This is a genomic window from Acetobacter oeni, assembly GCF_011516825.1.
Taxonomy (GTDB): Bacteria; Pseudomonadota; Alphaproteobacteria; order Acetobacterales; family Acetobacteraceae; genus Acetobacter; species Acetobacter oeni.
Genome location: NZ_WOTA01000013.1, coordinates 1 through 13,538 on the forward strand (window position 1 = coordinate 1; position 13,538 = coordinate 13,538).

General features: G+C 58.0%; 12 protein-coding genes. 6 read left to right on the top strand and 6 right to left on the bottom strand.

Features of this window, described 5'->3' with window-relative positions; all coding sequences use genetic code 11:
- Window positions 1-123 precede the first annotated feature (123 nt).
- From prfA to GOB90_RS09910, 6 genes are all read right to left on the bottom strand, one after another.
- Window positions 124-1,200: a peptide chain release factor 1 gene (prfA, locus tag GOB90_RS09885; protein WP_146888585.1), complete on the bottom strand. Its 1,077-nt coding sequence runs from the start codon at window positions 1,198-1,200 to the stop codon at window positions 124-126.
- A complete protein-coding gene (gene hisS, locus GOB90_RS09890; RefSeq protein WP_146888578.1) occupies window positions 1,197-2,459 on the bottom strand; it encodes a histidine--tRNA ligase in 1,263 nt (420 codons plus the stop codon). The genes prfA and hisS overlap by 4 nt, the downstream gene beginning before the upstream one ends.
- Before the next feature lie 117 nt (window positions 2,460-2,576).
- The gene (ispG, locus tag GOB90_RS09895; protein WP_146888575.1) at window positions 2,577-3,737 is read right to left on the bottom strand and encodes a flavodoxin-dependent (E)-4-hydroxy-3-methylbut-2-enyl-diphosphate synthase; all 1,161 of its coding nucleotides are present in this window, start codon (window positions 3,735-3,737) and stop codon (window positions 2,577-2,579) included.
- 179 nt (window positions 3,738-3,916) lie between these two features.
- Window positions 3,917-5,296: a RodZ domain-containing protein gene (locus tag GOB90_RS09900; RefSeq protein WP_146888572.1), complete on the bottom strand. Its 1,380-nt coding sequence runs from the start codon at window positions 5,294-5,296 to the stop codon at window positions 3,917-3,919.
- Entirely contained in the window at window positions 5,297-6,385 is a 1,089-nt protein-coding gene (locus GOB90_RS09905) for an NAD(P)H-dependent flavin oxidoreductase (RefSeq protein ID WP_146888569.1), read from the bottom strand.
- Window positions 6,386-6,405: 20 nt separating this feature from the next.
- Window positions 6,406-7,659: an aspartate kinase gene (locus GOB90_RS09910; RefSeq protein WP_146888566.1), complete on the bottom strand. Its 1,254-nt coding sequence runs from the start codon at window positions 7,657-7,659 to the stop codon at window positions 6,406-6,408.
- 340 nt (window positions 7,660-7,999) lie between these two features.
- Between GOB90_RS09910 and ubiG the strand changes: the two genes are divergently transcribed.
- From ubiG to GOB90_RS09940, 6 genes are all read left to right on the top strand, one after another.
- Complete coding sequence (gene ubiG, locus GOB90_RS09915) at window positions 8,000-8,746, top strand: bifunctional 2-polyprenyl-6-hydroxyphenol methylase/3-demethylubiquinol 3-O-methyltransferase UbiG (protein ID WP_373322109.1); 747 nt, start codon at window positions 8,000-8,002, stop codon at window positions 8,744-8,746.
- A 376-nt stretch (window positions 8,747-9,122) separates the two neighbouring features.
- Window positions 9,123-9,833 (top strand): LysR family transcriptional regulator, encoded by a 711-nt coding sequence (locus tag GOB90_RS09920; protein ID WP_146888563.1) that lies wholly within the window; start codon window positions 9,123-9,125, stop codon window positions 9,831-9,833.
- Window positions 9,833-10,114: a LysR substrate-binding domain-containing protein gene (locus GOB90_RS19505; RefSeq protein ID WP_146888560.1), complete on the top strand. Its 282-nt coding sequence runs from the start codon at window positions 9,833-9,835 to the stop codon at window positions 10,112-10,114. The genes GOB90_RS09920 and GOB90_RS19505 overlap by 1 nt, the downstream gene beginning before the upstream one ends.
- A 148-nt stretch (window positions 10,115-10,262) precedes the next feature.
- Complete coding sequence (locus tag GOB90_RS09930; protein ID WP_146888557.1) at window positions 10,263-11,561, top strand: MFS transporter; 1,299 nt, start codon at window positions 10,263-10,265, stop codon at window positions 11,559-11,561.
- A gap of 4 nt (window positions 11,562-11,565) precedes the next feature.
- Window positions 11,566-12,318, top strand: a complete 753-nt coding sequence (locus GOB90_RS09935) for a class II aldolase/adducin family protein (RefSeq protein WP_146888554.1) — start codon at window positions 11,566-11,568, stop codon at window positions 12,316-12,318.
- Window positions 12,319-12,357: 39 nt separating this feature from the next.
- Window positions 12,358-13,311: a 2-hydroxyacid dehydrogenase gene (locus tag GOB90_RS09940; protein WP_261765964.1), complete on the top strand. Its 954-nt coding sequence runs from the start codon at window positions 12,358-12,360 to the stop codon at window positions 13,309-13,311.
- The last annotated feature ends 227 nt before the right edge of the window (window positions 13,312-13,538 follow it).

Sequence of the window (13,538 nt, forward strand, 5' to 3'; positions counted from 1 at the left end):
AGCAACAAAATGCGCCAGATCGTCAGCGGAAAGCCATCACTTCAGATCAGGCGGTAAAAAATACGGCTGTCACGGTCAAACGGGATGAAACGCCTCATCCCGACAGGCTACAGCCTCGTCGCTTCAGGGGAGTACCTCAACCCGACAGTCTGCCAAAGCTAATTGAATAGCCTGATTCTCCTGAATTAATGCATCTATAATATCATCGAATTCGCCCAGCATAATACGATCAATTTTGTGCAATGTCAGACTAATTCTATGATCCGTCACCCGACCTTGTGGAAAATTGTAAGTGCGAATTCTCTCAGATCGATCTCCTGTACCTACCTGAGATTTTCTATCAGCTGCACGATTTTCATGAAGATTTATACGCTGTTTCTCGTAAAGCCGTGCGAGCAGAATCTTCATCGCCTTCGCTTTGTTTTTGTGCTGACTCTTCTCCTCCTGCATAGCGACGACGACGCCTGTCGGCAGATGAGTAATCCGGACTGCACTTTCCGTTTTATTTACATGCTGGCCGCCCGCGCCTGATGCGCGATAGACGTCTATTCTGAGATCACCTTCATCAATCTGGACATCAACTTCTTCCGCTTCAGGCAGAACGGCCACAGTGACGGTTGAGGTATGAATTCGTCCCTGATTTTCAGTCGTGGGAACACGCTGAACGCGATGCACGCCAGATTCATACTTTAGTCGGGCGAAAACACCCTTTCCGGTAATCATGGCGATCCCCTCCCGAAGGCCGCCGAGCTCGCTCTCATTGTATTCCATGAGCTCAAATCGCCAGCCTCGAAGGCCGGCATAACGCCGGTACGCGTCAAATAATTCCGCAGCAAAAAAAGCTGCCTCATCCCCACCGGCAGCAGGCCGGATCTCCAGGATAGCACTACGATCATCTGCGGCATCGCGCGGCAACATAGCCAGCCGGACTTCCTGACGCAAAACGGGAATACGCTCTCTGAGAGTCCAAAGCTCAGCTTCCGCCAAGACTTTCATTTCAGCGTCAGCCAGAAGTTTTTCCGCTTCACGTTCCTGTGTCTGTGCGGTGCGTAGCTCAGTAATCCGTTCTACCAGTGGCGCCAGTTCGGAGTGCTCACGTGAGGCACGAATAAACTCTTCCCCTGTAACACCACTTGCCAGAAGTGCCTCGATTTCTTCCGCGCGTCCAACGATACGGTCGAGACGATCATCCAGACTCACACGCTGGACCCTGTTTTTTTCGTGTGGCTGAGAAGCTTTACCAGATCGTCCGGAGCGACTTCGCGCTGCTGACCTTCAGAGAGATCCCTGAGCTGGACGACACCGCTGGCCAGTTCGGCTTCTCCCAGAATAATCGCGTATGAGGCTCCGGCGCGGTTTGCGCGCTCCATGCGTTTTTTCAGATTTCCGCGATAGGCCATTTCTGAACGTAGCCCTGCGGCACGAAGCTCAGTCATGATACGGATGGCAGGGGTCTCCGCGACAGCGCCAAGGGGAATAATAGCTATCGGCGCGGTGGCGTCGGGCGCTTCATCAAGCAGCATGGCGAGCCGTTCAATCCCGCCGGCCCAGCCTATGGCGGGTGTTGCCGGTCCGCCCATCTCCTCGACGAGGCCGTCGTAGCGGCCCCCGGCAAGTACGGTTCCCTGGGCGCCCAGGCGGTTTGTCACAAACTCAAAGGCGGTATGGCTGTAATAATCAAGGCCACGCACGATGCGGGGATTGACGGTGTAGGCGACGTTGAAGACATCGAGACCGCGTCTGACATCATCCCAGAAATGCCTGGACGAATCGTTGAGATACTGTTCCAGACCCGGAGCACCTTCAATGACAGGCTGGTCTTCCGCTGCTTTGCTGTCGAGAATACGGAGTGGGTTGTGTTCGAGCCGGAGCTGACTATCTTCAGACAACCTGTTACGATAGTCGGAAAAATAAGCAACAAGCGCAGTCCGCCACGTGGCACGGCTTTCTGCATCACCTAGGGTATTCAGTTCAAGAACGACCTCGTCGACAATGCCGAGCGCTTCGAGCACGTCCCTGCCCATTGTGATGGTTTCCGCATCGGCGAGAGGCTCGCCGGAGCCGATCAGTTCGGCACCGATCTGGTGGAACTGTCTGTAGCGTCCTTTTTGCGGGCGTTCGTAGCGAAACATAGGCCCCGCGTAGAATGCTTTTTGCGGCAGAGACTGTGTCAGCCCGTTCGTGACCAGTGCCCGGCAGATGCCGGCCGTGCCTTCGGGGCGCAGCGTCAGCGATTCGCCACCCCGGTCGCTGAAAGTGTACATTTCCTTTGAGACGACATCCGACGTGTCACCCAGCGATCGGGCAAACACGGAAGTGTCTTCGAAAACAGGCGTTGCCCATTCCTCAAACCCGTAAAGACCAGTGATTCGGCGCGCGGTCGCGATGACGTGGGCGTGCCGCCGCTGCTGTTCGCCTATGAGATCATGGGTTCCGCGTACGGGCTTTACGGCATTCAAGGACAATTCTCTCCACAAACCAAGGGAACAGACGGGCTCCGGGGCAGGTGCCGGTTCTGGAAACAATCTGACAGAAAGGCACTAAATGACCGGATAACGGAACTCCCGGTACAGTGATTATTTCGCTGTCTCAAGGTCTGGAAGCGATGGCTCGATGCCTTCCGCCTTTTCCAGGGCTGCCTCAGATTCGATGCCGGCGACACGTTCTTCAACGAGATCCACGATATGATCGATCATGGAACCGGCCGCGACGGTATGATCCTGTTTACCCGCGGAATAAACCATGTGTCGCCCTGACCCGCCGCCGGTTATGCCCAGATCGGTCATCAGAGCCTCACCCGGTCCGTTCACCACACATCCAATGATGGAAAGCGTCAGGGGAGTCTTGATATGAGCCAGCCTGTCTTCAAGTGTCTGGACAGTCTGAATCACATTGAAGCCCTGGCGTGCACAGGACGGGCAGGAAATGATTTTCACGCCACGGTGGCGGAGGCCGAGGGATTTGAGAATATCCCAGCCAACCAGCACTTCTTCTTCAGGCTCTGCGGACAGGGAAACACGCATGGTGTCTCCGACGCCTGCCCAGAGAAGATTGCCAAGCCCGATTGAGGATTTCACAGTCCCGGCTCGGCGGCTTCCAGCCTCGGTGATCCCGATATGCAAAGGATGATCGCAAACATCGGCAAGTTGCTGATAGGCGGCCACCGCCAGGAACACATCCGAAGCTTTGACGCTGATTTTGAATTCGTGAAAGTCGTGATCTTCCAGAATTTTGGCGTGCTCAAGCGCACTTTCGACCAGCGCGTCCGGGTTAGGCTCGCCGTATTTTTCGAGTAGATGCTTTTCCAGTGAACCGGCATTTACACCGATGCGGATCGAGCAGTTATAATCTTTGGCCGCATTAACAACTTCCCGGACACGCTCGGCGCTGCCGATATTGCCGGGGTTGATACGCAGGCAGGCCGCTCCTGCCTTGGCGGCTTCGATCGCGCGCTTATAGTGAAAGTGAATGTCCGCAACGATAGGGACATTCACTTCACGCACGATCTCGGCGAGGGCTGCCGTGCTCTCTTCATCAGGACAGGAAACGCGGACAATATCGACCCCGGCCAGTTCGGACCGGCGAATCTGGTCTATCGTCGCCTGAGCGTCGCTCGTCAGCGTATTAGTCATTGTCTGGATGGAGATCGGCGCATCACCACCGACGGCGACTTTACCGACATGAATCTGTCGCGACTTGCGGCGTTCAATCTGCTGATAGGGGCGATAGCCACTCATCGTTCAATCCTCCTGTCGAGGCGAAGGCCGAAGCCTGTTGGGTTTGTGCGGAATGATATACATTGCTTGGGCCCCTTCCTGCCAAATCTGAGAGCCGATGGCCATAGAAGAAGCTCTTCTGACTGCCTGCGCGGCAGAAAGAACAGAAATTATGATCCGGATCAATGTTAACTCCGGATTTAATGCGGTCCAGATGCGCGGCCAGGACCGTTCATTGTCCTGAGCTGCATTGCATTCAGATCATCTGCTGATGGTTCAGGACGGGCTGTTTCAGCCGGCCGCACTCTGGGTTTGATAACGGGAGGAGGAGGCAGCGGAACCGGTTCATCATTGATGGCCTTTGTTTCTGCTTCGGGCTCTCCCGGCGTTAAACCGGATGTCGGAGGTACGGCAGGAGCCGGTCCGGATACCGGGGCTGCTGCTGCAATACTTCCATCCATCATTGTCTCCGGCGACAGAATGACATTACGACGAACGGCTCCGTTGCGGCCAAGCGGAACAGTTATGACATCGTGCGCGGCCAGAGTGATGCCTCCCGCATTGCCGACAGTAAGAGAAAAAGGCGCTCCTTCCGAAGGCAGCGGCCAGTTATCACCCGGCTGCATGATATGATCGTAGATGACTTTGCCGTCATTGCTTTTGACCTGAATCCAGCTGACGCCAACCGCTCTGATTGCCGGGAGCTGATTGACGGGAGCGGCTGCTCCCGTTGCTTCTTCGCCGAAAGACGCAGGGACTGGCGACATGGGCAACGGGGGTTTCCCGCTTTCCGCCGCCGCCGATGCGCCGTTTATCATTCTGTCAGCAGAAGGCTCAGAGGAACTATCCGCAGCCACGTGCGCCGGGGTGTCGGCAGAAGTATTTTCGGGAACAGTAGTGGCGGCCTGACGAGAATCAGGCATCCGGGACGGTCCGGCATCCGGCATCATTGACGCAATCTGAGGTGAAGGGTCCGGGCCGGGCCGGACATGCATCACACTTGCTACGGGGGGCACACGCTCAAGCGGGACCGGGTCATGCCCCACCATACGATACCAGCCTATGTAAGTCCCGATGATGACTACGATTCCTGTCAGGACTATCGCACCTGCCGGGACGGTTCTTTCCGGTTCCGGAGCCGGAAATTCCAGTTCAGGTTTCCGTTCCACGCCGCGTGTTTCACGTTTGAAGCGCGATACGATCTGTTCAGGCGGAAAACCCAGAGCAGAGGCATATGTTCGCAAAAAACCGACTGCATAAGCGTTTCCGGGCAGTTCGCCGGGATGGCCCTGCTCAAGAGCTTCCAGATAGGGAAGACGGATACGGAGCCAGGCTGCGACATCGGGAAGTGACCAGCCGAGCATTTCCCGCCGGAGACGCAGAGCTGTTGCGATGCCGAGCGTGGTAAAGTCGGGGAGCGGGATCTGTGTCGGGTCCATATAATTGCGAGTTTCCGCGCTCTGCTCCTCATTCAGAGAATGGTTACCGGCATCAGCCACTCTGTCGACAACAACAGTAATCTGGTCAGAATCGCGACTTTCGGTGCTCACTCCGATCAGCTCCCTGACGTCTGTACCCATTCAATGCTCCCGCCGCTGCCCGCTCCGGTGCACCAGGGCATCCACTGCCTGCGTGACAAGCTCACCAATGATGTCTTCCACGGGCCGCACGGCTTTGACCATACCCACAGACTGACCTGCCATGACAGAGCCAGTTTCCACATCACCATCAATTACAGCACGACGCAGGGCTCCGGCCCAGAAATGCTCGATTTCGAGCTGAGCCTCTTCCTTGCTGAACTCGCCGGCCTGGAAGCGGCGCAAGGTTTCTGCCTGGTGCGTCAGAAAATTCTGACTGCCATCATTTACCAGACCCCTGACAGGTATAACAGGAAAGCGGGGATCAAGTTGTACGGATGTCAGCGCATCGCGCGCGTTGGCTTTGAGGAAAGCCTCTTTGAATCGCGGGTGGGCGATACTTTCTGTGGCCGCTGCGAAACGCGTTCCAAGCTGTGCTCCGGCGGCTCCCTGCTCCAGAAATCCAACGATGGCATCTCCGCGAGCTATACCGCCTGCGACAAAAACCGGCACGGTGGTAATGTGCGGCAGGATTTCCTGTGCCAGCACAGTAAGGGAAACGGGCCCGACATGCCCGCCTGCTTCCGCTCCTTCGATGACCAGAGCATCGACGCCCATACGGATCAGACGTTTGGCGAGCACGAGGGCGGGTGCGAAAGCCATGACTTTCGCGCCGCCGTCTTTCGCGCCGCGAATGGCGGCTGACGGGGGAATGCCTCCGGCCAGCACGATATGGCCGATGCCGGCACGAAGACAGACCTGGATAAGTTCATCAAGTTGCGGGTGCATCGTGATGAGATTGACGCCGAAAGGCTTCTTTGTGCGCGCCTGGGTTGCGACTATCTCAGCTTCGAGTAATTCCGGAGTCATTGCTCCGCAGGCGATCACACCAAACCCGCCGGCATTCGAGATGGCGGAAACAAGGGTTCGTTCACTTACCCACGACATCGCACCACCGAGAATCGCGTATTCCGTCCCGAGAAAGGCTGTTCCGGCCGACCACAGGCGGTTCAGTTCTGCCCGTGCGGTCTGCCTGGCGACAGAGTTTGCGTCATCGGTGGCTGTCGCAGAGGTCGCAAGCATATCAGTCATTGATTTTCACGACCCCTAAATCAGGCAGCGTCAAGGCCATAGGCCGTGTGCAGCGCACGGATGGCCAGTTCGGCGTAGTCGGCGGCGATCAGGACGGAAACCTTAATTTCGCTGGTTGAGATCACCTGCACATTTATCCCGCGGTCTGAAAGCGTTCGGAACATCGTGCTTGCGACCCCGGCGTGAGAGCGCATTCCCACGCCGACAACGCTGATCTTGACCACGGCGTCATCGGTGAGAAGTTCACCATACTGCGTGAATTCGCGGGCGGCTTCGACCAGGGCGATGGCGCGCTGAAGGTCGGCCTTCCCGGTTGTGAAGGTCATGTTGGTCATGCCGTCTTCGCCGGTGCTCTGGACGATCATATCGACATTAATACTGGCATCTGCGAGGGGGCCGAAAATCGCGGCGGCAATTCCCGGACGATCGGGGATACGACGCATCGAGATCTTTGCTTCGTCGCGCGAATACGCGATACCAGTGACCAGTTCCTGTTCCAAAATTTCGTCCTCGTCTACCACCAGCGATCCGGGCAGGCGCCCGTCGGGCGCGGGGGCGTCATCAGAGAAGCTTGACAGCACCTGCACGCGCACGCGTTCTTTCATGGCGAGTTCAACACTGCGGGTCTGCAGGACTTTTGCCCCGACGGACGCCAGCTCAAGCATCTCTTCGTATGTGATTTTATCCAGCTTCCGGGCCTTCGCAACGATGCGCGGATCGGTCGTGTAGATACCGTCTACATCTGTATAGATGTCGCACCGATCGGCATTGACAGCGGCAGCGATGGCAACGGCTGATGTATCCGACCCGCCGCGGCCGAGGGTTGCGATACGGCCGTTGCGGTCAACGCCCTGGAAGCCGGCGATCACGGGGACCTGACCTTCGCTCATGCAGGCGATCAGACCTTCGCCGTTGATGGATGAGATACGGGCTTTTCCGTGGGCGTCGTCGGTCAGGATCGGCACCTGCCAGCCCTGAAAGGAGCGTGACCGGATGCCGAGAGCCTGAAGCGAGATGGCGAGAAGACCGCTTGTAATCTGTTCGCCGGTCGCGACGACGGCATCGTATTCGCGCGGGTCATGCAGGGGGGAAAGTTCACTGCAGTAACCGACGAGCCTGTTTGTGACGCCGGCCATGGCGGACACGACAACCGCGACTTCGCATCCGGCGTCGACCTGGGCACGGATGCGTTTCGCCACGGCGCGGATACGCTCCAGGTCAGCGACGGATGTGCCGCCGAATTTCATGACGATCCGGGGTGCTGTTCGCTCCATAGTCCTGCCTGGCTCCGTCAGACCGCGAGTTGCGGTCCCTTTCTCTTAAATCCTTGCGCGTCACGTCAGGGCGGCCTTGCCTATCGGGCGGGCGCGGGTCTTCGTTCATGTCTGCCGCCAGCAATGACGGACCTGACTTTATTACCCTGCATTCGTCCGTCCGGGGTTGCGGACAGGGGCGGTGTTCGGCACCAGAGACCATTGCGAAGGCGGGCAAGTCGCGTCACATAACCTTCGGTCGGGCTTACGTCCAGCCGCGACGGCATGAGAAAGGCGTTGTTTTATGCATTCCGACTATAACTCTGCTTCACGGGAACAGGCCGGTGCTGCCAGCGAAGCGGTGATGGCGGAGCAGAATGCACGAGGTGAGTCCGTCTCAGCGGAAGAGATTGCCCGGTTCGGCGCCATTGCCCGGGACTGGTGGGACCCGGCGGGGCCTATGCGGCCACTTCATGCCATGAATCCGCTGCGGATCGGCTGGATCGACAGGCATCTGCCGCTTCGAAGCCGGAAACAGGCGCGGTTACGGGTTCTGGATCTCGGTTGTGGCGCGGGGCTGGCCAGCGAGGCTCTGGCTCAGGCGGGGCATGATGTGCTGGGGCTGGATGCGTCTGCCGAGGGCATTGCGGCGGCGCGGCAGCATCTGGCTGAGAACCCGTTACCGGCGGCGGCAGGCGGTCTCGCCTATCGGGTTGGCAGCGCGGAGACTTTGGTGGCAGAAAGTGAGACTTTCGATGCGGTTGTGGCGCTGGAGATCATTGAGCATGTGACCGACCCGACGGCCTTTGTGGCGATGCTGGCGGATCTGGTGCGTCCGGGCGGGCATGTGTTTGTCTCGACGATGAACCGCACATTGCGGGCTTTCGCTTTTGCGAAGGTCGGGGCGGAGTATGTGATGCGGCTGTTGCCGGTGGGCACGCATGACTGGAAGAAGTTCGTCACGCCGTCGGAACTGGCCGGGTATGGGCGGCGGGCCGGGTTGCGGCTGGATGACATGGCCGGGATGACGCCGGATCTGTCGGGCAATTCCTGGCGGGAAAGCCGGGATCTCGGGGTGAATTATATCGCGGCGTTTTCACGGGACTGAGTTTGGTTGCTCGGAAGGCGTTTTTTCCGGAAGGGTCGGGGCTGTTCGGACGGTTTTTTTGCCGGGGAATTTTTTCTGGCGATCGGTTCGTGCGGAGATCTGATGTGGCAAACATGAAACGGGAAAATCCTGTGTAAGCGCGGGGTCGGGATGTGTGCGGCAGGCCCGGAGAAAACGAAGCCAGCAAACATGTCCCTGTATCCGGACGCCACAGGTTTACGATTTTGGAAAGTTTCGCTGGCAGATCGGACGACATGCCGATTCCATAATGTTCCGGATAAATTCGACTCGATACAGAAACAGATACCGGTCATTGCGATCTGTCCGGCATTGTCCTTTCGTTTGTTCGCGCTGAGACGGGTCGGGGAGCTGACGAATGACGGAGCCGGTGATGCAAAACAGTGAGCGACCCCGTAGCCGGAAGGAGTCTGTTCCTGATCCGGCCAGGCTGCACAGGTTGCATGAGCGGCTGGACTGGAATCTGCTCCGGACGTTTCAGGTTGTGGCGCTGGAGCGCAATCTGACGCGGGCTGCGGTACAGCTTCATGTCACGCAGTCCGCTGTCAGTCAGGCGCTGCGGCGGCTGGAGCATTTTGTCGGCTGCAAGCTGATTGTGCGGCGCGGGAACACGATGGTTCTGACCAGGACGGGGGAAAACGTCTACCGGATCGCATCGGAGACGTATCGCGCGGTTCGGGGCATTGGCGATGCGGTGGTCGGATCGGACGGGAATGAGGTCGGGACGGTTCGTCTTCTGACGATCAGCGGTGTTGAAAGCGAGGCTTATGACGCCTGTCTCCGGCAGTTTCATGTCCGGTATCCGCGCATCCGGCTTGAGATCCTGCCGTCCAGCAGTCAGGACATCATGAATGCGGTGCTTCAGAACACCGGGGCCATTGGTCTGGGGCTTCTGAAGAACGAGCACCCCAATCTTGGTCATTTTCTGCTGATCCGGCAGCGTTATGCGTTTTATTGCGGGCCGCATCATCCTTTATTCGGGCGGGAGGATATTCGTCCGGAGGAGTTGTATGCGGAGGATTTCGTCACGTTTCAGGCGGAGATGCTGGGGGGCCTCTTGCGTCGCTGATGTTTTTTCGTGACCTGAAGGGATTTTCAGGCGAGACGACCGGTGTTTCGCCCAGTTACCGGGAGGTACGACGTCTCATTCTGGCGGGGTTCGGAATTGGCTGTATTCCCGAGCACATTGCCCGGAAGGACGAGGAGCGGCGCTTGTTCCGGCGTCTGCCGCCGGATGAGGGCGTGGCGGAGGCGAATATCCATTTTCTCTGGAATCTTCAGGCCAGATATTCGAGGGCGGAAGAGATTTTCATCAGCATGATGAAGGAGACATTGTCTTCCGGGGAGTGAGGAGATTCCCCTCCGGGTTATAAGCTTCACTAATAGTCCCTTATAATGATAATCACCTCCCCGAAACGATCTGATCCCGTTATAAAAAATTCATCTTTCCGGCGTTCAGCCGGGCGGACCGGGTGCAGGGCATCGACGGGAGCGGGTCATGCTGAAGACGGACCATCACACGATACGCGCCTGCGCCTCGTCCTTCGTTGGGACGGCTCTTGAGTTCTATGACTACTATGTTTACGCCCTCGCCTCCTCCCTGATTCTCGGCAAGGTTTTCTTTCCGTCTTCCAGCCCGCTTGTGACGGATCTGAATGCTTACGGCACGCTTGCGGCGGGTTTTCTGGCGCGGCCCTTTGCCGGGCTGCTGTGCGGGATGCTGGGGGATCGTTACGGCAGGAAGAAGGTTCTCACCTTTACTGTTGTCGGGATGGGGGCGGCCACGACGGCGATCGGACTGTTGCCTGGCTATGCTTCGATTGGGTTTCTGGCTCCGGTTCTTCTGGTGCTTCTTCGCATTCTGCAGGGACTGGCTGTGGGGGGCGAATGGGGCGGCGCGGTTCTGCTGGCCAGTGAGCACGCGCCTGAGCGGTGGAAGATTTTTGCGGCATCGTTTCCTCAGCTGGGCAGCCCTGCCGGGATGCTGATGGCGCTGGCGTCCTTTCGGGGGGCATCCTCCCTGGGAGCGGAGGCCTTTGCGGACTGGGCGTGGCGCATTCCGTTTCTGCTGGGCGGCCTGATTGCTCTGGGATGTTTCGTTCTGCGTCGTCAGGTTGAGGAGACGCCTGATTTTCTTGCGTCACGCCGGGAGGCGCCGGCGGTCCGGGAGCCGCTTTCGGCCCGGCTGGCGGGGCAATGGGGCCGGATTTTCTGCGCAGGTCTGGCGGTTATTGTCGGCAGCGCCGGGTTTTTCTTCGTCAATACGTTTCTGCTCGGTTATGCGCCGGTTTATATGCATGTATCGCGTCAGTTTATGCTTGATGCGATGCTGATTGCGACGGTGCTTCAGCTTCTCACCCAGCCGCTGGCGGCGTGGATTGCTCAGAAGACCGGAGAAGTCCGCTTTCTTCTTGGTCTGGCCGGGTTGTGCATCCTGCTTCCGTTTCCGATGTTTCGTGCTCTGGAAACGCATCGTTTTCTGCCGTCAGCCGTGGCGATTTCGGCGACGATTGTCTGTCTGTCGGCCTTTTACGCGGTTGTTGCGGGATTTATGGCGAACGCATTTCCGGCGCGGGTGCGTTACACGGCGATTTCCATTGCGTATCAGACGAGTGCTTCTCTTATCACCGGTGTGACGCCGATTGTCGGCACGCTGATTGCATCGCGTTTCGGGGCTGACTGGACGCCGCTGGCGCTGCTTTTTTCCGCGATGGCGGTGTGTTCCGTGGCCGGGGTGCTTGGCCTGGCGCGATCCCGCGCGGAGACGCCCGAAAATGCTGTTCTGAAAGGACTCTGACCCGATGACTCAGGCCTCTTATTCCGCTGAAGAATGGACGGCGCGCTGTGAACTGGCGGCGCTGTATCGTCTGATCGCGTTTTATCGCATGACCGATCTGGTGGACACGCATATTTCCCTGCGTATTCCGGGCGATGACCAGCATTTTCTGATCAATCGTTATGGTGTTGCGTTTGACCGGATGCGGGCGAGCGATCTTGTGCGGATTGATAAATCCGGTGTCGTCCAGGACATGAAGTTTACGGATCTTGCGGTCAATGCGGCCGGATTTGTCATTCACTCGGCCATTCATCAGGCGCGTGAGGATATGGCTTGTGTCATTCACACGCACACGCCGGCGGGTGTGGCTGTCTCGGCGCAGAAGCAGGGGCTGCTTCCGATCAGTCAGCATGCGCTCAAGTATTATGGCAAGCTGTCCTATCATACCTATGAGGGGATCGCGCTTTCGCCTGAAGAGCGGGAGCGGCTCGTTTCGGATCTTGGCATGAACCGGGCAATGATTCTACGGAATCACGGTCTGCTCGCCGGCGGGCCGGGCGTGAAGCATGCATTCCATGAAATCTACATGCTTGAACGGGCCTGTCAGATTCAGGTTCAGGCGCTTTCGGGCGGGTGTGAGCTGTCCATTCCGTCGGAAGATGTATGCAGGCGGACGACGCAGCAGTTCATGCGTGATGACAGCGAGCACATTATCTCCATTGCATGGGATGCGGCGCTCAGTCTGATCGAGGATCAGAAGGCATCCTATACGTCGTAAGGGGTTTTACGGAACCGGGGTTACGGGAGGAAAAGGGCTGTGGTGTCACAGGGGCCGTGTCTGGCGATTGAAGCCGGTGGAGAAAAGACATTTTCGCTCTGGCGCGATCTGTTTCGCAAGATTGCGCCCTCTCTGAACATTGTCTGGTGGAAAGCGCCTGATGTTGATCCGGCGGCGGTGGATTATCTGCTGGTCTGGAAGCCACCCGCGGGCGGGCTGACGCCATTTTCCGGACTGAAGGGGATCATCTGCACGGGCGCGGGTGTGGATCATCTTCTGAAAGACCCTGACTGGCCTGTGAAAGTGCCGCTGATCCGCATGGGGGGCGAGCGCACCGGCGTTCTGATGGCGGAGTTTGTGCTCTGGGCCTGTCTCTCGCTTTTCCGGGGCGCGCGGGCCTGGGCGTGGCAGCAGGAGCGGCACATTTTTGAGCGGGAACTGATTACGCGGGTGGCGTCCGAGGTTTCTGTCGGGATCATGGGGTTCGGCTCGCTTGGACGGGTTGTGGCGCAGCGGCTTCTGCTCAACGGTTTTCGGGTGCGGGGCTGGTCGCGCAGCGGCCGGGCTGAGCCGGGGGTGGAGGTTTTCGCGGGGGAAGAAGCGCTCGGGGCGTTTCTTGGCGGGACGGACATTCTGGTGAATCTTCTGCCGAACACGCCGGAAACAGCGGATCGTCTCGATCGGGATGTTTTTGCCGGCCTTCCCGGGGCAGCGGCTGTTGTGAATGTCGGGCGCGGCACGCAGCTTGTTGAGGCGGATCTGCTGGCGGCGCTGGATTCCGGGCATCTTTCCGGAGCGGTTCTGGATGTTTTCAGAACGGAGCCGCCTGATCCGGACTCTCCTTTGTGGGTGCATCCCAGGATCACGATGACGCCTCATGCGGCTTCCGAGGCATCCCGCGCCGATCATGCGCGCTATGTCGCCGATGTTATCGGGCAGCTGGAGAAGGGTGGGATGCCGGATCTGGCTTATGATTTTTCACGGGGGTACTGATTACTTTCCGGATTGAAACTGATTTTTCGTCTGTGACGATCTGATGTTTCCCCTGCCCTTTCTTCCGGGTCGGGATGACGTTTTATCCTCGCTGGTGTGTCGGACCACAGAAGCTTTTTCGTTTTTATATCGTAATAAATATGGTATTATAAAGTAGTTTTTGTTATTGAGATAAATACTTTTACAGAATCGGCGTGCGGAATTGTTCCCGTTTTGTTTCGGTATCG

Coding starts and splice junctions, on each gene's coding strand:
- ispG (WP_146888575.1), bottom strand. CDS start 3,737: ATGAGTGGCTATCGCCCCTATCAGCAGATTGAACGCCGCAAGTCGCGA.
- GOB90_RS09900 (WP_146888572.1), bottom strand. CDS start 5,296: ATGGGTACAGACGTCAGGGAGCTGATCGGAGTGAGCACCGAAAGTCGC.
- GOB90_RS09905 (WP_146888569.1), bottom strand. CDS start 6,385: ATGACTGATATGCTTGCGACCTCTGCGACAGCCACCGATGACGCAAAC.
- GOB90_RS09910 (WP_146888566.1), bottom strand. CDS start 7,659: ATGGAGCGAACAGCACCCCGGATCGTCATGAAATTCGGCGGCACATCC.
- GOB90_RS09920 (WP_146888563.1), top strand. CDS start 9,123: ATGACGGAGCCGGTGATGCAAAACAGTGAGCGACCCCGTAGCCGGAAG.
- GOB90_RS19505 (WP_146888560.1), top strand. CDS start 9,833: ATGTTTTTTCGTGACCTGAAGGGATTTTCAGGCGAGACGACCGGTGTT.
- GOB90_RS09930 (WP_146888557.1), top strand. CDS start 10,263: ATGCTGAAGACGGACCATCACACGATACGCGCCTGCGCCTCGTCCTTC.
- GOB90_RS09935 (WP_146888554.1), top strand. CDS start 11,566: ATGACTCAGGCCTCTTATTCCGCTGAAGAATGGACGGCGCGCTGTGAA.